Annotated in this window: 19 protein-coding genes; 10 read left to right on the plus strand and 9 right to left on the minus strand. The window is 67.0% G+C overall.

The annotated features are described in order from the left end of the window. Positions 1 to 441: 441 nt before the first annotated feature. Positions 442 to 3,060 (minus strand): helix-turn-helix transcriptional regulator, encoded by a 2,619-nt coding sequence (locus A5688_RS23265; protein ID WP_067828119.1) that lies wholly within the window; start codon positions 3,058 to 3,060, stop codon positions 442 to 444. A 490-nt stretch (positions 3,061 to 3,550) separates the two neighbouring features. Further along, the gene (locus tag A5688_RS23270) at positions 3,551 to 6,232 is read right to left on the minus strand and encodes a helix-turn-helix transcriptional regulator (RefSeq protein WP_120312162.1); all 2,682 of its coding nucleotides are present in this window, start codon (positions 6,230 to 6,232) and stop codon (positions 3,551 to 3,553) included. 1,124 nt (positions 6,233 to 7,356) lie between these two features. On the opposite strand from A5688_RS23270, the gene A5688_RS23275 reads away from it, so the two are divergent. The 3 genes from A5688_RS23275 to A5688_RS23285 are packed head-to-tail and all read left to right on the plus strand — an operon-like array spanning position 7,357 to position 9,531. Next, positions 7,357 to 7,836, plus strand: coding sequence for a helix-turn-helix domain-containing protein (locus A5688_RS23275; RefSeq protein WP_067828066.1), 480 nt, complete (start codon positions 7,357 to 7,359; stop codon positions 7,834 to 7,836). After that, on the plus strand, positions 7,817 to 8,317 hold the full coding sequence (locus tag A5688_RS23280) for a hypothetical protein (RefSeq protein WP_067828063.1): 501 nt from the start codon (positions 7,817 to 7,819) through the stop codon (positions 8,315 to 8,317). Before A5688_RS23275 ends, A5688_RS23280 begins: the two co-directional genes overlap by 20 nt. Then, positions 8,314 to 9,531 carry a DUF6545 domain-containing protein gene (locus A5688_RS23285; RefSeq protein ID WP_067914106.1) on the plus strand — a complete coding sequence of 406 codons (1,218 nt, stop codon included), beginning with the start codon at positions 8,314 to 8,316 and terminating at the stop codon, positions 9,529 to 9,531. Before A5688_RS23280 ends, A5688_RS23285 begins: the two co-directional genes overlap by 4 nt. 25 nt (positions 9,532 to 9,556) lie before the next feature. Here A5688_RS23285 and mshC read toward each other — a convergent pair whose 3' ends face one another. The 6 genes from mshC to A5688_RS23315 all read right to left on the minus strand — a co-directional run bounded on the left by mshC (position 9,557) and on the right by A5688_RS23315 (position 14,340). Then, positions 9,557 to 10,792 (minus strand): cysteine--1-D-myo-inosityl 2-amino-2-deoxy-alpha-D-glucopyranoside ligase, encoded by a 1,236-nt coding sequence (gene mshC / locus A5688_RS23290; protein WP_067914113.1) that lies wholly within the window; start codon positions 10,790 to 10,792, stop codon positions 9,557 to 9,559. Positions 10,793 to 10,871: 79 nt separating this feature from the next. After that, positions 10,872 to 11,696 (minus strand): 3'(2'),5'-bisphosphate nucleotidase CysQ, encoded by an 825-nt coding sequence (locus A5688_RS23295; protein WP_067914117.1) that lies wholly within the window; start codon positions 11,694 to 11,696, stop codon positions 10,872 to 10,874. Positions 11,697 to 11,772: 76 nt separating this feature from the next. Beyond that, a complete protein-coding gene (locus A5688_RS23300; RefSeq protein ID WP_067828052.1) occupies positions 11,773 to 12,588 on the minus strand; it encodes an SCO1664 family protein in 816 nt (271 codons plus the stop codon). After that, positions 12,572 to 13,159, minus strand: coding sequence for a DUF3090 domain-containing protein (locus A5688_RS23305; RefSeq protein ID WP_067828114.1), 588 nt, complete (start codon positions 13,157 to 13,159; stop codon positions 12,572 to 12,574). Before A5688_RS23305 ends, A5688_RS23300 begins: the two co-directional genes overlap by 17 nt. 61 nt (positions 13,160 to 13,220) lie before the next feature. Next, entirely contained in the window at positions 13,221 to 13,997 is a 777-nt protein-coding gene (locus A5688_RS23310; RefSeq protein WP_067828050.1) for a histidine phosphatase family protein, read from the minus strand. Between the two features lie 40 nt (positions 13,998 to 14,037). Beyond that, entirely contained in the window at positions 14,038 to 14,340 is a 303-nt protein-coding gene (locus tag A5688_RS23315; protein WP_067914119.1) for a hypothetical protein, read from the minus strand. Between the two features lie 86 nt (positions 14,341 to 14,426). On the opposite strand from A5688_RS23315, the gene A5688_RS23320 reads away from it, so the two are divergent. The 7 genes from A5688_RS23320 (at position 14,427) to A5688_RS23350 (ending at position 20,815) form a co-directional block, all read left to right on the plus strand. Beyond that, positions 14,427 to 15,554, plus strand: a complete 1,128-nt coding sequence (locus tag A5688_RS23320; RefSeq protein ID WP_431602693.1) for a hypothetical protein — start codon at positions 14,427 to 14,429, stop codon at positions 15,552 to 15,554. Continuing rightward, positions 15,551 to 15,820 carry a DUF5703 family protein gene (locus A5688_RS23325; protein ID WP_067914127.1) on the plus strand — a complete coding sequence of 90 codons (270 nt, stop codon included), beginning with the start codon at positions 15,551 to 15,553 and terminating at the stop codon, positions 15,818 to 15,820. Before A5688_RS23320 ends, A5688_RS23325 begins: the two co-directional genes overlap by 4 nt. A 32-nt stretch (positions 15,821 to 15,852) precedes the next feature. Continuing rightward, positions 15,853 to 16,923: a quinone-dependent dihydroorotate dehydrogenase gene (locus tag A5688_RS23330; protein ID WP_067914130.1), complete on the plus strand. Its 1,071-nt coding sequence runs from the start codon at positions 15,853 to 15,855 to the stop codon at positions 16,921 to 16,923. Positions 16,924 to 17,052: 129 nt separating this feature from the next. Continuing rightward, the gene (locus A5688_RS23335; RefSeq protein WP_067914133.1) at positions 17,053 to 18,576 is read left to right on the plus strand and encodes a PucR family transcriptional regulator; all 1,524 of its coding nucleotides are present in this window, start codon (positions 17,053 to 17,055) and stop codon (positions 18,574 to 18,576) included. A 245-nt stretch (positions 18,577 to 18,821) separates the two neighbouring features. After that, a complete protein-coding gene (locus A5688_RS23340) occupies positions 18,822 to 19,388 on the plus strand; it encodes an Rv1733c family protein (protein WP_242660384.1) in 567 nt (188 codons plus the stop codon). Between the two features lie 342 nt (positions 19,389 to 19,730). Continuing rightward, positions 19,731 to 20,330, plus strand: a complete 600-nt coding sequence (locus A5688_RS23345) for a GreA/GreB family elongation factor (RefSeq protein WP_067914140.1) — start codon at positions 19,731 to 19,733, stop codon at positions 20,328 to 20,330. Positions 20,331 to 20,344: 14 nt separating this feature from the next. Next, positions 20,345 to 20,815, plus strand: a complete 471-nt coding sequence (locus A5688_RS23350; protein WP_067914143.1) for a GreA/GreB family elongation factor — start codon at positions 20,345 to 20,347, stop codon at positions 20,813 to 20,815. 249 nt (positions 20,816 to 21,064) lie between these two features. On the opposite strand, the gene A5688_RS28600 is transcribed toward A5688_RS23350, so the two are convergent. Then, positions 21,065 to 21,183, minus strand: a 119-nt coding sequence (locus tag A5688_RS28600) for a hypothetical protein (RefSeq protein ID WP_431602694.1), incomplete at its 5' end; no start/stop codon positions are given.

Raw genomic sequence — 21,183 nt, forward strand, 5'->3', positions numbered from 1 at the left:
GGAGCGTATGGGTTTCAATCCTGTTGTTAGGCTTATCAAGCCGGGTAGCGTAGTCGGGGCGTGCACATAGAGTGGTACGAACCGGCCAACCGAGTGCCTGCGGTAGCGACAGGGAAATGTCGACCCGAAAATTTGCGTGGTTGTGCGGATTACATTCTGCAACAATGTTTTTCGCCTAGAGTGCTGGCGTCTGCCGTTACGCGGGGGAATCGCCCGTGGTCGAGTCGGCCATGAGTGGCGTTGCCGGACAACATCAGTGGCACTCTGACGCGTCGTGCGACTGGCCTGTTCCAGATCGGACCGAAACAGGCAGCGGGTCTGCGTTCAGTTGGGGTGGCCGACGGCCGAGCTACACTTCCCCGGCGTCGATGCCTTTCTTGACCGCCTGCGCGCGGGCCACCCGCGCGTCGGTGGGCTTGGAGGATCGCTGCGAAACATTCGTCATGATGTGGTGACGTCGTTCTGCGTGCTGGACGAATCCAGGTTGAGTAGCTGGACGAGTTGATCGCGGTGGTTGACGCCGAGTTTGGTGAAGAGTCGATACAGGTGTCCCTCCACCGTGCGTACCGAAATGACCAGCCGGTCGGCGATTTGACGGTTGGACAGGCCGGCCGCGACCAGCAACACGATCTGGCGCTCGCGCCCGCTGAAGGGCAGCGGGCGTGCCGCGGCCTCGAGAGCCGGTGTGCGCAAACCGCACTGGTTGGCCAACGCATGCGCGCGGGTCGACGACTCGACCTGCTTGCGGCGGTCGCCCCGGCGGGCATGCTCGCCGGCCGCCTGAGCCGACGCGTCGGCGGCAAAAGCCGAAGCGCCGAGATCGACGAATTGCTGTGCCGCGGCATCGAGCAGGTCGCCGTCGTGTTGCGCCATACCCCGGGCATATTCGGCGACCGCTTGCGCCGACGGCGAGTTCAGCGTGGCGGCGAGCTCGTCTACTCGCGTGGTCTGCGAACGATCGCCGAAACGAGTGGCCGCATGGCATGCCCGCATCTCCGCCACGTGCATCCCGGCGGCCCGGGCGATCTGCGCCGCCTGCAGCGCGTGCGTTTGGGCTCCCATCGTGTCACCGGCGGCTGCCCGCTCCCAAGCCCGGGCGAGCTCGAGCTCCGGCAAGAACACCGCCAAATGCGGACCGTAGGCTTCCTCCGCGTTCCGCAACGCCGCGGCTGCCGCCCCGGCGTCCCCCCGCATCCCCTCGGCCTGCGCCAGCAGGGCCGCCACCACCAACAACCAGGGCGACGGAAAGCCTTGCGACAGTTGAGAGATCGAGCGGGAGAGAGTGGCGCACGCCGCCGGCAGCTCACCGCGGGTGACCTGCACGAGCCCGAGCATCGCGTCGACCATTGCCTCCGCTCCGGGAAGGCCGGCCGCCAGCGCGGCGTAGCGCTTGTGGATTCGGTCGGCGGCGGGATAGTCGCCGGCGGCGGTCGCGACCATGACCTCGGCCAGTCCGATGGAGAAGCGCTGGGCCCCCGCCCTGCAGAGTGTCGTCGCACGCACGCCGGCATCGGCTATGGCGGCGACTTCGGAAAACCGCCCGGTCGCCATCAAGGCGCCGCATGTCGCGACGGCCGCCCACACCGTCGCCATCGGCACCACATCGGTCTCACACAGGCCCGGCCCGAGCTCGATCGTCGTCTTGACGTCGCCGCAGAAGAACCCGATCGAGAGCTCCAGCGCATTGATCAGCTCGAGGCCGCCCTTGGTGACGAGACGCTGTTTCACCTCGGTGAGTACACGAGTCGAGCTTTCGGCGTCACCGCATCCCCATGCCAGGTTGGCGGCGCGCAGGCAGGCCCACCGCGCGATCAGCCATTCGTCGTCGCCGTCGGGTTCGGCCTCGACAAGGATGGACTCGGCCTCCGGCCCGCGTCCTTGCCAACTCACCGCCTCGGCAAGCACCAACGCGGCCGGCACACCACCGCCACGATCGACCGCGAACCTGGCCAGCTCCTCGGCCAGCACCACATCCGACATCGCGAGCGCGTCCGCCGCCGCGGTGACGACCACATCGAGGTCGGGCTCCAAGTCGCTTCGCATCATGAACTGCGCCAACCGGATACGGCCCCGCGGGTCGGAGACTTGCGAGCGCCGGCCCCCTACCCGCAGGTGCCTTCGAAGCGTTTTCGCCAAGATGCCGTTGAGCTGCCGGGAGCGCACCACCCCGGCGTGCCGCGTCGCCGCCTCACCGAGCATGGGGTGATTCAATCGGGCCAGGGTGTGGGATCCGTCGGCAACCAACTGGATCAGGCCACGGCGCTCCAGGTTCGCCATCGCGTCGGCATCGCAGATGTCACGCAAGACCTCCCACTCCAGCAGGTCGGCGGTGGCCAGCAGCTCCACCACCTCCAGCTCTCCCGGGGTCAGCGACTGCAACCGGAACTCCAAGGCATCGTTAAGTTCGCGGTCCGCGCGCAACGGCCCCCCGAGCTGCCAGCCGTCCTCGGTGTGAACCAAGGCCCCGCTTTCGCGCCCCGCGGTCAGAAAGCCGCGCAGCAGCAACAGATTTCCCGCACTGCGCTCGAACAACTCGTCAACCAATCGCGGGTCGACCGGACCGCCCAAAACCGCATTAGCCAACAACGCGGTCTGCTCTCGGCTGAACGGATCGACGTGAACCGTCAGCAACAACCGCTCTTTCAGCAACGCGGTCACCGCGTCCAGCACCGGCTCCCCCGACCGGATCGTCACGATCAACCGGGCACTGCGCCCGGCCGCCAGCTGATTGACCAAGGTGGCCGACAACGGATCGAGCAACTGGGCCTCGTCGACCATCACCACCAGGTTCTTGTCCTGACCCAAGGTGTTATGCGCGGCGGCCAGCATGATCGCCGGTTCATGTCCCACGCCCAGGCTCACCGCGCGAGAGAATGCGCCAAGCGGCACAGACCAGCCGGTCTGGGTGCCCAGCGCGAAACGCACCGTCCGCCCGGCCGACTCGACCGTCTTTGCCAGCATCCGCGCCAGCGTCGACTTACCCACCCCACTGTCGCCGACCAACGCGACCCCGTGGAAATCCCCGTTATTGAGTGCCGCCAGGGACCGCCGGAACTCCACGTCGCGTCCCACGATGGGCCAGGTAGACCCATTTACCCGTTGCGTCAAATGCTGTATCTCCCCACTTCCGCCGAGGCCGCCGGAAATGATGTCCAACCTGCTGCCGGACCGGATCCCCGTCTGCCCCGCGCCGCTGCCGGGCTCATCGGCCGGCCTCGACGTACTGAGCGCGCTACCACTACATGAACCCTGAACTCGCTACTGCTAGATAAAGTCTGAAAAAGTCGTCCACCGCCGGGGTACTCCCCGAGTAGCCCGACGGGAGTCGGCCCTCGACTATCGGCAATTCCGACGGCAAGACCGTTTCTGCGGGTCCGGGCCGGTCTACAGGGTGACCACCGACCGCGACCAGGCGTTTGCGACTGCCTATCATGTGCGGGAGCGTATGGCTCCTTAAACGGGCCTCGTCGCGATCCGCATACAAGTCGAGTGGTGGGTGCGCGGAGATAGAGTGGCGCTCCCTAAGTTTTCATAAGGTACTGGTGAACACTCAACCCGCGTGGGGGTGCTCATCGTCCTGGTAACCGAGCGATCCGCCGCGAAGTTCCAACAACGCGCCCTGTCCGGACCACTCCTGGCGGGTCAGACAGATGAGTTGGTCGCGAGTGTTGATACCGAGCTTGGTGAAAAGCCGGTAGAGGTGTCCCTCCACCGTGCGCACAGAGATGACCAGCCGGTCGGCGATTTGACGGTTGGACAGGCCGGCCGCGACCAGCGTCACGATCTGTCGCTCACGGGCGCTGAAGGGGAGTGGGTGCGCCGAGGCATCGAGTGCCGGTGTGCGTAATTCGCAACGCCTGGCCAGCGCGTGCGCCCACGCCGCGGATTCGAACTTCTTGCCGCGGTCGCCTCGGCGGGCATGTTCGCTGGCCGCCTGGGCCGACGCGTCGGCGGCCGACGCCAGCGCGCCGGCATCGGCCAATTGATGTGCCGCGGCGTCGAGCAGATCACCGTCGTGTTGCGCCAGGCCGCGGGCGTGGTCAGCAATCGCTTCGGCCAATGCGGTGTTGAGGAACCGGGCAAGTTGCAGCAGCCGCGCGGCCTGCGAAGTATCGCCGAAGCGAACGGCTGCATGCCGTGCGCGCATCTCCACCGCGTGCATCCCGGCGGATCGCGCGATCTGCGCCGCTTGCAGCGCGTGCGTTTGGGCACCCACCGTGTCGCCGGCCACTGCGCGCTCCCAGGCCCGGGCGAGCTCGAGCTCGGGCAAAAACACCGCCACATGCGGTCCGTAAGCCTTCTCCGCACGCCGCAACGCGGCAGCGGCCGCCGCGCAGTCGCCCCGCGCCGCCTCGGCCTGGGTCTGCAACGCGGCCACCACCAACATCCAAGGTGACGAGAAGCCCTGCGCGAACACCGCAACCGAACTGGTGAACAAGGCGCACGCCGACGACAGCGCGCCGCGACTCAGTTGCAGGAGCCCGAGCATCGCGTCGACCATGGCCTCCGCCGTGGGAAGACCGTCGGCCTGGGCGGCGCAACGTTGGTAAATCCGCTCGGCCGCGGCGTCGTCGCCGGCGGCGGTCGCGGCCATGATCTCGGTCATCCCGATGTTGAATCGATGTGGTCCCAATCCGCACAGCGCCGTCGCGCGCACGCCGGCATCTGCTATGCCGCTGACTTCGGAAAAGCGGCCGGCCAGCGCCAGGGCGCCACATGTCGGGAGAGCCGCCCACACCGTCGCCATCGGCAGCAGATCGGCGGCACACAGTACCGGGCCAAGTTCGAGAGTCGTCTCGACGTCGCCCTGGAAGAAGCCCAGGGACAGCTCGAGCACGTTGATGAGGTGCAGGCCCAGCTCGGACGCGACACGCTTTTTCAAGTCATCGAGTACCCGAGTGGCGGCTTCGGTGTCCATGCAGCCCCAGAACAGGTTGGCAGCGCGCAGGCAGCCCCACCGCGCGATCAGCCAGTCGTCGTCGCCGCCGGGTTCGGCGTCGATAAGGATGGAATCGGCCTCCTCGCCGCGCCCTTGCCAACTCACCGCTTCGGCAAGCACCAACGCGGCCTGCAGACCACCGCCACGATCGACCGCGAACCTGGCCAGCTCCTCACCCAGCACCACATCCGATGTCGCCAGCGCGTCCGCCGCGGCGGTGATGACGACCTCGAGGTCGGGCTCTAGGTCGCTGCGCATCATGAATTGCGCCAACCGGATTCGGCCCGGCGGGCCGGGCAGCCTCAGGACCGGGGCCCCCGCCCGCTCGCGCTGATGCTTTTGCAGGGCACGCGCCAGCTTGCCGTTGAGTTGCCGGGAGCGCACCATCCCGGCGTGCCGGGTCGCCGCCTCACCGAGCATGGGTTGATTCAGCTGTGCCACGGTGTGGGATCCGTCGGCAATCAACTGGATCAGGCCACGGCGCTCCAGAGCGGCCACCGCGTCGGGATCGCAGATATCGCGCAGGACCTCCCACTTCAGCTGCTCGGCGGTGGCCAGCAGCTCCACCACCTCCAGCTCCCCTGGGCTCAGCGCTTGCAGCCGGAACTCCAAAGCGTCGTGAAGTTCGCGATCCGCGCGCAACGGCCCCTCGAGTTGCCAGCCGTCCTCGGTGTGAACCAAGGCCCCGCTTTCGCGCCCCGCGGTCAGAAAGCTGCGCAGCAGCAACGGATTTCCCGCACTGCGCTCGAGCAACTCGTCAACCAATTGCGCGTCGACCGGACCGCCCAGAACCGCGCCGGCCAATAAGCCGGTCTGCTCGCGGGTGAACGGATCGACGTGAACCGTCAGCAGCAGCCGCTCTTTGAGCAACGCGGTCACCGCGTCGAGCACCGGCTCCCCCGACCGGATCGTCACGATCAACCGGGCACTGCGCCCGGCCGCCAGCTGATTGACCAGGGTGGCCGACAACGGGTCGAGCAGCTGGGCGTCGTCGACCACCACCACCAGGTTCTTGTCCTGGCATAGCGTGTTATGCGCGGCGGCCAGCATGACTGCGGGCTCATGGGCGACGCTGAGGCTCAGCGCGCGAGAAAAAGCGCCCAGCGGCACGGCACTACCCGTCTGGGTGCCCAGCGCGAAACGCACCGTCCGCCCGGCCGACTCGACCGTCTTTGCCAGCATCCGCGCCAGCGTCGACTTGCCCACCCCACTGTCGCCGACGAGGGCCACGCCGTGGAACTCCCCGCTACTGAGCGCCGCCAGCGACCGCCGCAACTCAACGTCGCGCCCCACGATGGGCCACGTAGACCCGACTTCCCCCGACACCCGGAACCTCAGCTCTGTTTAGGCAGCTTCGGCGCCATGGCATTTCGCAAAGCCAGGCACGTACACAGTGAGTAGCGTCCTACATCGCAGGACCGACGACCGGCCCAAGCGGTAACAGCCGCACGACGCTCTTGCGGCCGACAATGATCACGACGCGGCGGTGGGCGCAGCAGACCGTTTCCCGACGGCCGCGCGGTCCCGCTTGTCGTACGCACCGGACTCTCACTCCTTCTACAGTCCAGCAATTAGTAACGAACATACCCCGATTTGAACACGGCAGCAAATCTTTTTGGACTAACTAGTTTCGACGCTAACGTCAATATGCAGTGCTTATACAGGTGTTTCATAGACACACCGAGCAAAGCTAGGGGAACTTGTAGCAAACAAATAACACGCCGCCGACTTCGGTCTAGAATGGCGACGCAACCGACGCCCGAGGAAGCTTCAAGCCCTGATGGCAACGCTGGCTAACACCGCCGGCCATCTATGGCGATCGGCCCCCTAGTGGCGCCTCGACATCTGAATCGGGCAACGACTCAACAACGACGATGAACGCTCGTCACGGACATCAAACCCCGGCTGAAGTTTGCTGCGCTTTTTCGATTTCGAATGCCATCCTGGCGTAATTCGCCGCGCATCGCTTCGCCAATTCGAAAGGCGCGCGGGCGCGGGATGAAAAGCGTTAGCTACCACCGTGTTTTCCACGCAAAGGCGAGCCCGACGCGGTCGCAGGTCTGATTTTTCGCTCACCAGCAAAGCCGAGCCGCGAGACACAGTCGCACCGTCGAACACGCTCCCGCCTACCGCGTCGACCGCGAAACGACTCAGGGAGCTAGCAGGCCCCATCGCGAACCGTACACAGCAGTACACGCCACGCATTCAACCGTACACTGGTGAAAATGTAAAACCGGGCCGGCTCCTACCTGTGCACAGCGGCGGTTCGGCGCTCCACCACTCGACAGATTCCCGGCAGATTCCGAGGTCACCGCAGTTCCGCGGGAGTTTGAGTAGGTGGGTCGCGGGGTAAGAAAACACGACCGGGACTGTAACCTGGGTACACACACTGAGCGTCTGCATGAAACGAGAGTGCATTGGTAGCCGACGGCGTACTAGCCAAAGAATCGGAAGACGGCGAGCTGGCGGCCCGCCTGAACAAGCTCTTCGGCCTGATGCGCAAGGCGGGAACGCCTCCGCTCTCAAACGCCGCGGCCGCGGCGGCGATCACCGATAAGACCGGCGTCCCGATCAGTCCGGCCTATCTTTGGCAGCTCAGAAGCGGTGTGAAGACGAACCCCACCGTCGCACATCTGCGGGCGATTGCCGATTTCTTCGGTGTGCCGCCGTCCTATCTGATAGACCGTGGCACCGACCCGGCGATCGACGCGCAACTGAATCTTCTGCAGGCATTACGTGATCACGGGGTGCGCGACCTGGCGGCGCGTGCGTCCGGGTTGACTCCGCAGGCCCTGAACAGCCTGGCGGCGATCGTCGATCACCTTCGCGAACTCGAACAGTTGCCCCCGATTTCCGCCCAGGGAGGTGACGAATTCTATGGCGGCGCCAAACGCTGACATTCTCGCGCTGACACGCAAGCTCCCGATCCCGGTGCCCTGGGACCGGAACGCTTTCATCGAGAACCTGGGCCAACTGCGCGGGCGGGCCATCAGGCTGGTCCCGACGGACACCGCGGCGCTGGCGGACAGCCCGTGCGGACTCTGGCTGGCCTGCGATGACGAAGACCTGATCCTGCATGAGGTCGGCACCACCGACTACCACATCGACCAGATCGTCGGCCACGAGATCGGGCATATCTTGCTCGGACACGGCCGGAGCCGCGGCCACAGCTTCGCCGAGGCACCCGAGTACCGGGTGTGCCGCCAGGCGTTGCCCGACCTTGATCCGGAAACCGTGCGCGCGGTGCTGGGGCGCAGCGACTACGCAAGTGATCAGGAACGCGATGCCGAGATGTTCGCCTCCCTGCTGATGATCGCCGCCGGTGAAGCCGCCGAACGTCACTCCATGATGCGTAGCGCCTTCTTCCGCCGCACGTGACGTCGACCATCCCGGGTGTCGTCGCGTGGCCCGTGATCACGATCATGGTGATCCTTCTTGCGGCGCGATTCCGGTGGTGTAGGGCCAACCTCTACCAGACGTACTTGAACAGTGTGATGGCCTGGCTGCTGCTGGCCCAACTCTTGCGTGAGCACCGGGTAGAAGCGGTGTTGTCCAGAAGCGCGCTCATGACCGTCACCGCGGCCCAGCAATTGTCTTGCGTTGCAATGATCTTGGCGTGCGCCGAATTCATCGGATTCACCATGCTGTGGAACCGGATCTCACCTGAGGAGACGCGCCGCAATCACCGTTGGTACCGCCTGGCCGCCGTCGCGTTGTCGGTGGCATTCCTGGCCGCGGGCACCCGTGCTCGCGTCGCCGGGCAGACGTTCGAGGCGTCCGGCGGCTGGGACGCGGTACTGGCGCTGAGCCTCTACCTGACCATCATTGTCATCTTGGTGGCGCGGCTGCTGTGGATGTTCGGCTCCGAGCTGTTAAGGGCCACCGAGCGTCGCGAGATGCTGCTGGCCGCCGCCGGGATACTTGCGGTTGCCGTGACGGCCGCGGCCTGCTCGGAGGCGCTGGTCTTGGCGGTGAGCGACCAACTCGGCTGGACCCACACGGTGGAATTCCGGCATCGGGTGCACGGGTCGGAGTTCCTGTGGATGGCCGTCATCGTCTACCTGTTCGGCGCGGTTCCGCTCGCGGTGCGACTGCATTCGTATCTCGGCCTGGATCGCGTCAGCCGCGCCTGGAAGAATCTGCAGCCACTGCGGTTCAGCATGACGGTTGTCGTGCCGGAGAGCAGGTTCACCATCGAGCACGCGGACCGGCGGTTTCAAAAGACCACTCTGCAGTTGCACCAAACCGTCATCGAAATCCGCGACGGGATCCTGCAACTGCGCCACTACGTACGCGATGCGCCACCGGACGCGCTGGACCAGTTCCTGCAGGCGTACGCCGTGCCGGCCGACGAACGCGGCTCCGCGACCGACGCATTCGAGTTGGCACATGCCGTCAGGGCCAAAGCCGAGGGCGTCCGGCCCGAGACACCCGATCGGGCTTTGGTCGTGCGCTCCCGATCGACAAGCCTCTACGAGGAGGCCGCCGATCTGCTGGCATTGGCGAAATGGTGGGCACCCGCCCTGGCGGCCACCGACTTCGACCGGGTAATCCCTGATGGACCCGGAATGGGAACGAGCCTGCCGGCGTAACGGGGGCGCCGTGCCGCCGCGGTGGTTACAGGGCCACGCCCAGTAGCGCGTCGACGGCGGTCGCCACCAGCTGGGGAGCCTCGGCGTCGTGGCCACCGTACTCCAGTGCGTCGGTGGTCCAACCATCAAGTGCGGCAATCGCTTTGGGAGTATTCAAGTCATCGGCCAGGTATTGACGCACCCGCGCGATCACGTCGGCGGCGTCCGGGCCGGCCGGCAGCGCGGTCGCGCGGCGCCAGCGCTGCAGCCGGGCGATGGCCTCCTCGAGCACCTGCTCGCTCCAATACCGGTCCCCGCGGTAGTGCCCGGCCAGCAGACCCAGCCGGACGGCCGCCGGTTCGACGCCCCGGGCGCGCAGCTGCGACACCAGCACCAGGTTGCCGCGGCTCTTCGACATCTTGTGCCCGTCCCAGCCGATCATCCCGGCGTGCACGTAGTGGCGGGCGAATCTCCGCTCGCCGCGCACACATTCGGCGTGCGCGGCGGTGAACTCGTGATGCGGGAAGATCAGGTCGCTGCCGCCGCCCTGGATGTCCAAGCCGCTGCCGATGCGGCTGAGCGCGATCGCCGCGCACTCGACGTGCCAGCCCGGGCGGCCGGGGCCGAACGGCGACGGCCAGCTGGGCTCCCCCGGCCGCGCGGCACGCCACAGCAGGGCGTCGAGCTCGTCGGTCTTGCCGGGCCGTTGCGGGTCGCCACCACGCTCGGCGAACAGCCGCAGCATGGTCTCGCGGTCGTAGCCGGATTCGTAACCGAACTGCGGCGTCGCGTCGGCGCGGTAGTAGATGTCCGGGTATTCGCCGTCGAGAACGTACGCCGCCCCGGACGCCAGCATCTTCTCAACGAGTTCGACGACCTCGGCGATCGCCTCGGTCGCCCCGACGTATTCGCGTGGCGCCAGGATGCGCAGCGCAGCCATGTCTTCGCGGTACAGCGAAACCTCGCGCTCGGCCAGGTCACGCCAGTCGATGCCGTCGCGCTCGGCGCGCTCCAACAGCGGATCGTCGACGTCGGTGATGTTCTGCACGTAGTGGACGTCGTGGCCGAGATCCAGCCATTGCCGGTAGATCAGATCGAACGCCAGATAGGTTGCCGCGTGGCCCAGGTGGGTCGCGTCGTACGGGGTGATGCCGCAGACATACATCGTGGCGGCCGAGCCGGCCGCCACGGGACGCACCTGCCGGTCGGACGTGTCATACAGCCGAAGCTCCGGACCGCGTCCCGGCAACACGGGAACCTGTGGGGAAGACCACGACTGCATGCCAATCAGCCTAGGCGCGCCGACGATGCGCTCCGGAATGGCCCGCCCCGACCGCCGAACTCGCGATGCCGCCTGGCCGTCAGCCTCGATCGCCGCGGATGGCGCCCAGCAGGATCGGCGCCAGCTCGGCGCGGCACATCACGAAGTCGGGCAGATACGGGTCGAGTTGGTTGTAGCGCATCGGTGATCCGTCCAGCCGCGACGCATGCATGCCGGCGGCCATCACCACCCCGGCCGGGGCCGCCGAGTCCCACTCCCACTGCCCGCCCGCGTGCACATAGGCGTCGACGTGCCCGTCGATGATCGCCATCGCCTTCGCGCCGGCCGAGCCGATCGCGACGGGCTGGATGGGCAGCGTCTGCCGCATCCGGTGCAGCACCGCGGGGGGCCGGGTGGCGCTGACGGCGATGCGGATGGTGTCGGTGACACCGACGCGCGCGGCGTCGGCGGTCACGGTGTCGCTGCGGTAGACGATGTTGCCGCGGGCCGGCAACGACACCGCCGCGTCGGTGATTTCGCGTCGGCCATTGCTGGAGTCGCCCCTGGAGTCGCCGCTGGGGTCGCGGGTGGGACGCTGCCACAGCGCGATGTGCACCGCCCAGTCGTCGCGGCCCGGCGTGGAGAACTCGCGGGTGCCGTCCAGCGGATCGATGATCCAGACACGGTCGTGCTGAAGCCGGGACAGGTCGTCGTAGGCCTCCTCGCTGAGCACCGCGTCGTCGGGCCGCTCGGCCTGCAAGCGCCGCAGGATCAGCGCGTTCGCCAGGCTGTCGCCCGCATCGCCCAGCGCCCAGGGATAGCCGAAGCCGACTTCGTCGCGGACTTTCAGCAACAACTCCCCCGCCTCGGCGGCGAGATCGGCGGCCAGGGCGGCATCGGACGTCTCGTCGGCGGCAGGGTTCACCGCTTCAGTATCGCCGACGGCATGCCCACTCCCTGGCCCGCCTTCACCGATGACGGCCCGCCAGAACGCCGGCCCCCTAGAACGCCGGCCAGGGAATGGGGCGGTGCCGGTTGGGTCCGGGCATGACCGGGTTGTCCAGCAGCGCGTGCGCGCGCCTGCGCAGCGCGCCGATCTCGGCCCGGGTGATCTGTTCGGCCAGTTCGTCGCCGAACTGATCGTCGAGCGCCTCGGCCAGGCCGGCGACGGCGTCCAGGGTGTGGTCGTCGATGGGCTTGCCCGCCCACCCCCACAGCACCGTGCGCAGTTTGTCTTCGACGTGCAGGCACACGCCGTGGTCGACCCCGAAGATGTGGCCGTCGAGGTCGCGCAGCACGTGGCCGCCCTTGCGGTCGGCGTTGTTGATCAACACGTCGAACACCGCCATCCGCCACAGGCGAATGTCGTCGGCGTGCATCAGGACGACCTCGTCGCCGGCGTAATCGAGGGCGCGCAACACCGGCAGATAGCCCGGCTGCTTGGTGCCGGCGGGAAACAGGTCGACCAGATCCGGCCCCGGGCGCGGCTCGGTGTCCACCGCGTCGCCGGGTTGCTGCACCCACCGCTGCAACATGCCCGGACCCGCCGGCCCGTGCCGAATGATCGTGTACGGCACGATGTTCCAGCCCAATTTCGCCGACACCAGGTACGCGGCCCGTTCGCGGCCGGCCAGCGTCCCGTCCGGGAAATCCCACAGCGGCGCCTCCCCGGCGACCGGCTTGTAGACGCAGTGCACGCTGGACTCGCCAAGCGTCGATTCGCAGAGAAAGGTGCCGTTGCTGGCCGAGCGGATCCGTCCGATGACCGTCAGCTCGCCGTTGCGCAACACCTCACGGTCGTCAGACCTCGGGGTCATCGTCAGGCCCGAGCAGCGCACTGCGCCGATATCCGTTGGCGCGCGCGCAGATATGGCCCTCCGGATCCAGCGGTTCGTCGCACAGCGGACACGGCGGACGCCCCGCGGAGATGACGCGATTGGAGCGGGTGGCGAACTGGCGCGCCGATTCCGGCGTCAGGAACACCCGCACCGCGTCGGGACCCTCTTCGGTGTCGTCGAGCACCACCGACGCGTCGAACTCGGCGTCGGTCACCGCCAGCAGCTCCACCACGACGGTCTGCGCCTCCGAGTCCCAGCCCAGGCCCATGGTCCCGACCCGGAACTCGGCATCGACGGGGGTGACCAACGGGCTGAGGTCCTCGACCTCGGCGGGCTCCGGCGGGACGGGCGTGCCGAACCTGCGGTTCACCTCGAGCAGCAGCGCACCGATGCGTTCGGCGAGGACCGCCACCTGCTGCTTCTCCAATATCACCGACACCACGCGGGCGTCGTGCACAGCCTGGATGTAGAACGTGCGATTTCCGGGCTGGCCAACGGTCCCGGCCACGAAGCGGTCGGGTGTGCGGAAGACGTGAATTGCGCGGGCCATGGCACTTCCAAAATACCGGGTGTTGCCGTCGCCGTGCGATCCGATGGAGGTAGCCGCGGAATCAATCCGTGGAACCGCCGACGACCGCGTCACTGGACGGCACTGCCGCGGCCGATTGTTGCGGCCCTCCGTTGGACGTGGGGTCGGTTTCCGGCGTTGCCCCGTCCTTTTTTGCCTCGTCCTTCGCCGGCGGCCCGGCCCGCAGGGCGGCGGACAGCCGCGCGCCGGTGTGGTTGACGTGCAACACGAACGGGCGCAGTTCGGTGTAACGGATCACACTCACCGAAGCCGGGTCGGCGGTGACGCGCTGGAAGCCGTCCAGGTGTATGCCGTACGCGTCGGCGATGACCGCCTTGATGACATCACCGTGAGTGCAGGCGACCCACAGCACGTCGCCGCCGTGCTCTCCCCCGGCTTCGGCGGCCAGCCGGCGGTCGTGCTCGCGCACGGCGGCCACCGCCCGCGCCTGCACCTGCGCCAGGCCCTCGCCGCCGGGGAACACCGCCGCGCTGGGATGGGCCTGAACCACTTTCCACAACGGCTCGCTCACCAACTCACCGAGTTTGCGACCCGTCCATTCGCCGTAGTCCACCTCGGCGAGCCGATCGTCGACGAGCGGGGTGAGGCAGAGCGCGTCGGCCAGCGGCTCGAGGGTGCGCCGGCAGCGCAGCAGTGGCGAGCTGACCAGCGCCCGGATCGGCAGATCACCGATCCGATCGATCAGGCCGGCGGATTGTTCGCGGCCCTTGTCATCGAGGTCGACGCCCTCGGCGCGACCGGCGAGAACGCCCGCCGTGTTCGAACTCGAGCGGCCGTGCCGTAACAGGATGACGGTCATATCGACCACGACGGTACCCGGTGGACGGGTCCGCGAATGATCAGCGCGGAACGGGTACCGCGTGCGCCACGGAGTCGCGCACCGCAGCGGTCAGGCTGCGCTCGTCGGTGAGGTCGATGTCGACCAGGCTGCGGACGGCCCTGGCGACCACCTCGTCGGCCTGCGGAACGGGCCCGGCCAGGCGCGGCCGGTAAATCTCGACGACAAGGGATCGGTTCTCGATATGGAACGAAAAACTCCGCCCATCACCGGCTTGCCCGTATCCGCTAGCGGAAATGCCTGTCGACATGTCCTCGACAGCAAACTCTTTCTGCGCCGTATGACGGTCAGCGGTGACGGCCATGAGCCGACCATACCTCGCGGGTAGGGCTGGACGCAGGCGGCATGGCCCTAGTGGATGCGAAAGCGTTCCCTAGAATTTGTGTTCCAATGGCCCGGGATGCGCCGCACCACGAGGGAAACGAATTGCCGCCACGACTAGGACGTCACAAACTGGCAGGTCAGGGCGGTTTGTGGAGTCTAGCGGTGTTGCTGATCGCGGTAGCCGGCTGTTCATCGAATCCGCTCGATACCCCACCGCGCACCATCGAAGCGGCGCGCCCCGCCGTGTCACCGCCGCCGTCGCAGCAACCGTCCGGCGCGGTGCGGCCCCTGGCCGGTTCCGCCGCGGCGGCGGTCTTCGACGCCGGCACCCACCAGCTGGCCGTCCTGACGCCGGGCACCGACCCGGCCGCGCCCGCCAGCGTCACGGTCTTCGGCGGACCGCAGGCCACTCCCCGCGTCGTCGGGCTGCCGGGACCGGCGACCGCGTTGACCGATGACGGTCACGGAACCGCCTACCTGGCCGCGCGTGGCGGCTACTTCACGGTTGAGCTGGCCACCGGTCGCGCGACGCAGGTGGCCGTCGCCGACGCCTCCCAGACCGAATTCACCGCGGTCGCCCAGCGCGCCGACGGCAGGCTGGTGCTGGGCAGCGCCGACGGCGCGGTCTACACCCTCGCTTCTGAGACACCGGCTTCTCCAACACCGGCGTCCCCGGCGCCGAGCACCGGTGCGGCCGTCGCCAATCGCAACAAGATCTTTGCGCGCGTCGATTACCTTGCGACACAAGGGAATACGATAATAGTGCTGGACCGCGGGCAAACGTCGGTGACGACGATCGACGCCGACGGTCGTGCCCAGCAGGCGCTGCGGGCGGGGCGAGGCGCCACCACCATGGCCGCCGATCCGGCGGGCCGGGTGCTGGTCGCCGATACCCGCGGCGGCCAGTTGCTCGTGTACGGCGTGGATCCGCTGATCCTGCGTCAGGCCTACCCGGTTCCGCAGGCGCCATACGGCCTGGCCGGTTCCCGCGCGTTAGCCTGGGTTTCGCAGACCGTTTCCAATATCGTCATTGGTTACGATCTATCCACCGGAATTCCCGTCGAAAAGGTGCGTTACCCGACCGTGCAGCAACCGAACTCGCTGGCCTTCGACGAAGCGTCAGACACCCTGTACGTGGTGTCGGGTTCCGGTGCGGGAGTTCAGGTCATCGAGCACGCGGCGGGTACGCGTTGACCGCGGCGCGGCGCAGCCGGCTGCCCGCGGGCTGGGACACCGAGATGTCCGACGAATACGAATGGGCGCCGCTGCGCCTGCCTCCGGAAGTGACCCGGATCAGCGCGTCCACCCGATTGTCCATCGAGGCCGAATACCGCGGCTGGGAGTTGACCAGGGTGCGGCTTTACACCGATGGAAGCAGGCGAGTTTTGTTGCGCCGCAAGAAGTCTCGTGTGGACAGCGCCAACTCCGAGGGGCGGCGGCCCGAGCAGCCGGAACTGTGACGGCCGCCCAGCCACGCGAAGGCGGACACCGGATGTACGGCTTGCTGCGACGGCTGTTCTTCGTGATCCCGCCCGAGCGGATTCACACCCTGGTTTTCGCCTTGCTGCGCGGCGTCACCGCGGTCGGCTGGGCACGACGGCTGCTGAGCCGGCTGCTGGCCCCGGCCGATCCGGCACTGGCCAGCACGGTGTTCGGGGTGCGTTTCCCCGGGCCGCTGGGGCTGGCGGCCGGCTTCGACAAGGACGGCCTGGGGCTGCTCACCTGGGGCGCACTGGGCTTCGGTTACGCCGAGGTCGGGACGGTGACCGCCAGCCCGCAACCCGGCAATCCGGCCCCCCGGATGTTCCGGCTGCCCGCCGATCGCGCCCTGCTGAACCGGATGGGCTTCAACAACCTCGGCGCCGGCGCGCTGGCGATGCGGCTTTCGCGGCAGCGGCCCGAGGTGCCGATCGGGGTCAACATCGGCAAGACGAAGGTGACGCCGGCCGACGCGGCCGTCGACGATTACCGGGCGAGCGCCCGGCTGGTCGGCCTGCTGGCGTCCTACCTCGTGGTCAATGTCAGCTCGCCGAACACGCCAGGGCTGCGCGATCTGCAAGCCGTCGAGTCGCTGCGGCCCATCCTGTCGGCCGTGCTCGCCGAGACGTCCACACCGGTGCTGGTGAAGATCGCGCCGGATCTGTCCGATGCCGACGTGGACGACATCGCCGACCTGGCAGTCGAATTGGGCCTGGCCGGCATCGTCGCCACCAACACCACGGTGTCGCGGGAGGGTCTGAACACCCCGGGCGTCGACGAGCTGGGTCCGGGCGGCATCTCCGGGCCGCCGGTGGCGCGCCGCGCCGTGCAGGTGCTGCGCCGGCTCTACCGCCGTGTCGGCGATCGCCTGGTGCTGATCAGCGTCGGCGGCATCGAGACGGCGGACGACGCGTGGGAGCGGATCACCGCGGGCGCGTCGCTGCTGCAGGGCTATACCGGCTTCATCTACGGAGGAGGATTGTGGGCCAAGGGAATTCACGACGGCATCGCGCAGCGGCTGCACGACGGCGGTTTCGCCTCGCTGAGCGATGCCGTCGGCTCGGCGGCCCACACACCGGAGTGAGGCGCCGCCGGCATGGCAAACCCGTGCTGGCGATCGCTCAGGGCCAGGAGAAAAGTCGGAAATAGATTTTCGCGGGGCCCGCGCGACTCCTGGCTAGGCTGACTACCAGTTCGGCATAAGGAGCGCCTGGTGATCACGTTGGACCGCTTGGTGAACGTGCTGGGCGGTTATGGAGTCCGCTTGCGCTGGTCGTCGGTCCCCAGGTCGACTGAACTGCGCAGCGTGGTGATCCACGAAGCCGCGCCGGATCGTGTGGTGGTAGGCGATGTATTGCTGGCCATCGGTGCCGGCTCCCTTCGCGAAGCGGTGCAGTGGGCGGCTTCAGCGCGTGCCGTCGTGGTGTTGGTACGCGACGGTGCGGAGCCGATCGCGTTCGACAACGACGCCGGGGTCGGCGCGGTCATGGTGGTCGACGAGACAGTCACGTGGAGCGAGGTGGGTACGGTCGTCTACGGGCTGGTGCTCGAGGGCCGCGAGACTGAATCCGGTCGTGGCCCAACGGATCTGTTCGCGCTGGCCGATAGCCTGGCGGACGCTATCGGCAGTTCAGTTGTCATTCACGATCGGCTGTTGCGGGTGTTGGCGTATTCGAAACTGCAGCAACATGCCGACCCGGCGCGGGTGCAGACGATCCTGGAACGGCAGACACCGGAGCGGCTGCGCGCATTGTTCGATGGCCGGGGCGTGTTCGCACACCTGGGGGTCTCCGACGAGCCGCTGTTTGTCCCCGAGGACTCCGAACACGGCTTGATCGGGCGCATGGTGGTGGCGGTGCGCTCCGGGGGCGAGCTGATCGGGTCGGTTTGGGTGGCGTGTTCGGCGCCGCTGGACGAGGCGGCGCGCACCGCCCTGGCCGAGGGTGCGCACACGGTGGCCCTGCATCTTCTACGCTCGCGGGCCAGCGCCGATTTGGAGCGCCAAATCGAATCCGAACTGGTGATCCGGTTGCTTGAGGGCACGGCTGATGCCGCCATGGTGGCGAGCAGGCTGGGTCTGCCGCACGACGGCTTGAGGGTGATTGCGCTGCAAGCGTTCATCGGCGATGACCGCGATGCCGCTCTGTTGTTGGCTTTCGAGCGTGCCACCACTGGGTTCGGCTGGTCACGGCCGGGGCGCAGCGCTTTGGCGGGCAACATCGTTTACACGCTGCTTCCCGGCGGGCAAGCGGCGACGGCGCGGCGCTGGGTAACCGGTTTGCGGGCGGCCCTCCCCGAACAGGTGACGGTGCTGGCCGGCGTAAGTGGCGGCGCTGAGGTGACAGACCTCGCCGCCGCACGGCAGGAAGCCGAGGAATGCCTTGCGCTGCATGAGATATCACCCGGGACCCCGCCTCCGGTCTATGACGAGTCATGGGCCGACATCCTGCTGCAGCGGTTGCGCACCGCGGCGCGCTCCGGCCGGTCCCCATCCCGTGGGCCGGTGGCCGAGCTATGCCGCCACGACCGCGCCCACGGGACCGACTACGTGGCCACGCTGCGGGCATGGCTCGAGGCCCAGGGCGATCCGACCGAGGCCGGTAAACAGCTGGGAGTGCACGAAAACACCGTGCGTTACCGGTTGCGCAAGATGGCCGATATCACCAATCTGCCGTTAGGCGATGCCAGAAAGCGGCTGGCGATGATGATAGAACTCGCGGCTATCGACACCGATTGACCGTGGGCGCTGTCGGAACCCGACAAAGCGCGGCCGCGTAGTTGTCTGGCTGCGGCAAAGCTTGCGACGGACATCGGCACCATCATGAAGGTTGCCAACTCAGCGGGCAGGTTTGAGTGGCGGCTGGTATCCGCCCGCCGCGCGGTACCTCAAGCCGCCGACTCTCCGATAGGAAAGTTTCGATGTCCACCTCAGACCCCGATCATCAATCGATCGCCGACCACCGACCAGATGATGACGCCGCGATGGAGACCTTCACCGTGCCTTTGCCGCGGCGGCTGTTGGTGCGGCTGTTTGGTCGTAATCCGCTGATACGCACCACGGACCGGGTGGAGGCGCTGATTTTGGTGTTGGCCGTTGCGGTGTCGCTGATCGCCGTACCTATCGGTGCGGCCGTGGGCACCGCGGTCCATGATTCTCGTAGCCGCCACTACACCGAGCAGGTCCAGACTCGCCGGCCGGTGACCGCCACTGTCACCGGGGAGAGCCACACTCGCCGCAAACTTGAGAGCCCGACGATGACGGTTCCTGCCCGATGGTTTGCCGCCGGGGCCGAACGCACCGGCGACGTCACCGCGCCGCTGACGGCCAAGATTGGCGACGATATTGAGATTTGGGTAGATGACGAGGGTCTTCCGGTTGCCCGACCGGTCAACACCGCCCGCGACGAGGCGTTGACCTTCGCGGTAGCGACCTGGTGGGCCGTGAGCCTCTTGGCAGTGGCCCTATACGCGCGCGCACGCATCACCCTTGACCGAATCCGCTACGACCGATGGCAACAGGGCTTCGACCGCCTCGTCGAGCGAGGGTAAGCATCGGGCCCACCTTGTAATTCGCAGGTAAGTCTTCGCGGTGAGCGTCTGCGGGCATTGAGTTTCCGCATCCATGAGGCACTCTCGCCGTTGGGCCGTGGCCGCTTCGTGCAGCGTCGGGAGCGCCGTTGTCGGGGCGTGACAATGCTTCGCGCCGCCGTTGTCGGTTTCCGGCAAACGCCGTCGGGCCCGCACACGCCACCATGGAATTAAGCGCCCCACGAAAACCTTTAACCGCACCGGAATTTCGCCCATGGTGGGCATCCGAGTCGTCAGCGGCGGATGCCTCCGTTGGCCCGCCCCTGACGACGCCTCTCGACATAAGAAAGGACATCGCTCAAAGTGACCAGCACCAAATCCATCTCGATGACACGACAGCAGTACACCCGCCTGCGGAACAAACTCAACGCGTTGCGGTCGGGGCTGATCGTCGAAGTCCCTGACGACATGATGGACTTCGACGCTAATCGTTCAGCGCGACAACGTCGTATCCGCGAGATACAGAACCTGTTGGCGAAGGCGGTCGTCTTCGGCGGGGCGGGCGAGAATCCCGCCGGTGACTTCATCGCCGAACCGGGCATGGTTTTGACCATTCGCTACGACGTCACGGGCGAGACCGAAACTTTTCTGCTAGGCAGACGCGGCAGCGAAGGCGCCGACCTCAAGGTCTACTCGATGGCGTCGCCGCTGGGCCGCTCGATAGCCGGCGCGCGGCCCGGCGACCAACGCATTTATTCGATTCCGGGTGAGACAGGTCGACTGGTGACGCTGCTGGAGGCCGTGCCGTATGAAATGCACCTACGACAGCGGCCGGTAGCAGACAGTCCACCGCGATCCAACCTTAATAGCGGCCCGAGCACCCAACTGACGCAGCCTGTCTCGGAAATCAACCGCGCGAACCACTTTCGCGTCGCGCGGGCCGAAACCTTAACTGGCGCATAAGGAGAGCAACGAACATGACCAGCACAGCGCCCGTGTGGATTTCGCCGCACGGCTATGAGCGGCTACAAAGGGAACTGGCCAGGTTACGTACGTTGCACAGCGGCGCAAACGTTGACGGTCAGGCGGACGACAACGCGATCGCCGCCCAAATCGGGTGGCGGGCCAGGATTCAACGAATTCAGGATTTGTTGGTCAATGCCGTCGTCGGCGAGGACCCACCCGACGACGGGATCGCCGAGCCCGGCATGGTCTTGACCGTCCGTTACGGCGATAACGGTGACACCGAAACCTTCCTCCTCGGTGTGCGTGGCGCCGAATACAGCGACATCGAGGTCTACTCCAACGAATCCCCGTTAGGCGCCGCTATCGCGGGTGCACGCCCCGGCGAACGACGCACCTATACCCTGCCCAGTGGTGCGACCCTGGACGTCACACTGCTTGAAGCGGTGCCGTACGGAGTCCACAAGTCCGGTTTGAAGTCATGACCGATCATATGACCCCGATCCATCGCACGGCGCCGGAATATGTTGCGCCTGAATATGTTGAGCCACAACCACATACACCGGAACCTGAGCATACACCAGACGCCCAGTCGTCCATCGCTGACGTCCCGCCAGCCCAGGGGTGATCACATGGTCTTCGAAATAATCGACCCGGTGGCGATCATGTTCCTCTTGCTCGCGGGTTTAGGCCTGATCATGGCCGTCGCATACGGACGCATGTGAGTCGCCGCCTTAAGCTGCCCCCACTGCGTTGTCGCCGTCTTCGTCGTCTTCTTCCGCGAGGAGTTTCTCGGGGTGGTGGAAGGTGTTGGTGCGGGGTTGGCCGCGGTCGAGGTGTGGTGGTGGGATCC

Origin of the sequence: Mycobacterium mantenii (assembly GCF_001667865.1) — a bacterium.
Lineage (GTDB): Bacteria > Actinomycetota > Actinomycetes > Mycobacteriales > Mycobacteriaceae > Mycobacterium > Mycobacterium mantenii_A.

Coding starts and splice junctions, on each gene's coding strand:
- A5688_RS23310 (WP_067828050.1), bottom strand. CDS start 13,997: ATGACCGTCATCCTGTTACGGCACGGCCGCTCGAGTTCGAACACGGCG.
- A5688_RS23320 (WP_431602693.1), top strand. CDS start 14,427: ATGGCCCGGGATGCGCCGCACCACGAGGGAAACGAATTGCCGCCACGA.
- mshC (WP_067914113.1), bottom strand. CDS start 10,792: ATGCAGTCGTGGTCTTCCCCACAGGTTCCCGTGTTGCCGGGACGCGGT.
- A5688_RS23300 (WP_067828052.1), bottom strand. CDS start 12,588: ATGACCCCGAGGTCTGACGACCGTGAGGTGTTGCGCAACGGCGAGCTG.
- A5688_RS23330 (WP_067914130.1), top strand. CDS start 15,853: ATGTACGGCTTGCTGCGACGGCTGTTCTTCGTGATCCCGCCCGAGCGG.
- A5688_RS23340 (WP_242660384.1), top strand. CDS start 18,822: ATGGAGACCTTCACCGTGCCTTTGCCGCGGCGGCTGTTGGTGCGGCTG.
- A5688_RS23350 (WP_067914143.1), top strand. CDS start 20,345: ATGACCAGCACAGCGCCCGTGTGGATTTCGCCGCACGGCTATGAGCGG.
- A5688_RS23305 (WP_067828114.1), bottom strand. CDS start 13,159: ATGGCCCGCGCAATTCACGTCTTCCGCACACCCGACCGCTTCGTGGCC.
- A5688_RS23280 (WP_067828063.1), top strand. CDS start 7,817: ATGGCGGCGCCAAACGCTGACATTCTCGCGCTGACACGCAAGCTCCCG.
- A5688_RS23315 (WP_067914119.1), bottom strand. CDS start 14,340: ATGGCCGTCACCGCTGACCGTCATACGGCGCAGAAAGAGTTTGCTGTC.